Raw genomic sequence first — 1,657 nt, 5'->3', positions numbered from 1 at the left:
AGTACCGCCTTGTTGATTCGAGCGTTACGATTTCTAGGGGCTAAGGTAGACTACGCCATCCCCAGTCGTATGACCGAAGGCTACGGACTCAACCAGCGCATTGTGGAGGAGTTTTATCAAGAGGGTGTGCGCCTGATTTTGACGGTAGACAATGGTATTGCTGCTGTAGAGCCGATCGCTCGGGCAAAGGAATTGGGCTTGCGGGTGATCGTTACGGATCATCACGATATTCCAGAAAAACTACCCCCAGCAGATGCCATCCTAAATCCTAAACTGATTGCAGAAGAGTCTCCCTATCGGGGTCTGGCGGGGGTAGGGGTGGCCTATGTGTTGGCACTGTCTTTGGCAAAGGCGATGGGGCAAACCCAGGTGTTGAGTCAGCCTCTATTGGAACTGTTTACTCTGGGAACGATCGCTGATCTCGCTCCCCTAACGGGTGTCAATCGCCGTTGGGTGCGACGGGGCCTGTGCCTATTGGCTCGATCGCAACTGCCCGGTGTGCAGGCGTTGATTCAGATTAGTGGAGTAGGCAACGCCCAACCACTCAAGCCAGAGGCGATCGGCTTTGGTCTAGGGCCTCGGATCAATGCTGTCGGCAGACTTGGGGATCCGCAACTGGTGATTGAGCTATTGACGACGGATGATGCAGGGCTAGCGCTAGAACGAGCCATGCAGTGTGAGCAAATTAACCAAGAGCGGCAGCGCCTCTGTCGAGAGATTGAGCAGGAGGCGATCGCGCTCTATGAAGCTAGTGTCGCTGATCTCCATGCCGATCGAGTACTCACCTTGGTCAAGGAAGGTTGGCATCACGGGGTAATCGGCATTGTGGCCTCCCGCTTGGTGGAGCGCTATGGTGCACCTGTGTTTATTGCTACCTATGAAGATGACGAGCATAGGGTCATTCGGGGATCGGCTCGTAGTATCCCAGAGTTTCACGTGTTTGCAGCCCTTGAGTACTGTAGTGATCTGCTCACCAAATTTGGTGGACATCGTGCTGCTGGTGGTTTTTCCCTTCAAGCTGAAAACTGGTCTGCCCTGCAATCGCGCTTGAGTGAGTTTGCCCACCAAAGCTTGCAACCAGACCATCTCAAGCCACTTGTAGCTGTTGATGTGCAGGCAGACTTAGCGCAAATTACCCGTGATCTCTATGACCAGCTTGACACCCTGCATCCCTGTGGCATTGGCAACCCTGACCCAGTGTTTTGGACTCCAAATGTACGCATTATCAGCCAACAGCCTATGGGTAAAGACCGCTCTCATCTGCGCGTTACGTTGGTGCAAGATGTGGTACAAGATGCCTCCCCATCTGCCAGCGATCGTCCAGCATCTTCACACCCTCAGCCCAATACTCCCCGGTCTATGCGTGCTCTCGCTTGGAACTGGGGTGGCTACTATCCGCTTCCAGAGAGGGTTGATGTGGCCTACCAACTCCGCCTCAACGACTGGGACGGTGAGACTAGTGTGGAACTAGAATTGGTGGGTGTGCGGTTACCCAGTCAATTGCCCGCTTCACCCCCAGTAGCGTTCACCTATGAAGACCGCAACTACACAGCGATGCTGGTCGCCTTAGATAGCGATCGCGAACTCCGCATCAAAAATGCCCAAGGCCATGAACTTGTCGTGAAACAGGGGCAAAAAACAGCCCTGTTGTTTGAGC

The 1,657-nt window shown here is 54.0% G+C and carries 1 protein-coding gene; it reads left to right on the top strand.

The genetic code is table 11. The annotated features are described in order from the left end of the window. A partial coding sequence (gene recJ, locus NZ772_18600; GenBank protein ID MCS6815567.1) for a single-stranded-DNA-specific exonuclease RecJ occupies positions 1–1,657 on the top strand: 1,657 nt, incomplete at both ends.

It is taken from the genome of Cyanobacteriota bacterium (genome assembly GCA_025054735.1).
Classification (GTDB): domain Bacteria; phylum Cyanobacteriota; class Cyanobacteriia; order SKYG9; family SKYG9; genus SKYG9.
The sequence above is the reverse complement of the archived record's forward strand: the minus strand, read 5'-3'. Positions and strand labels throughout refer to the sequence as shown.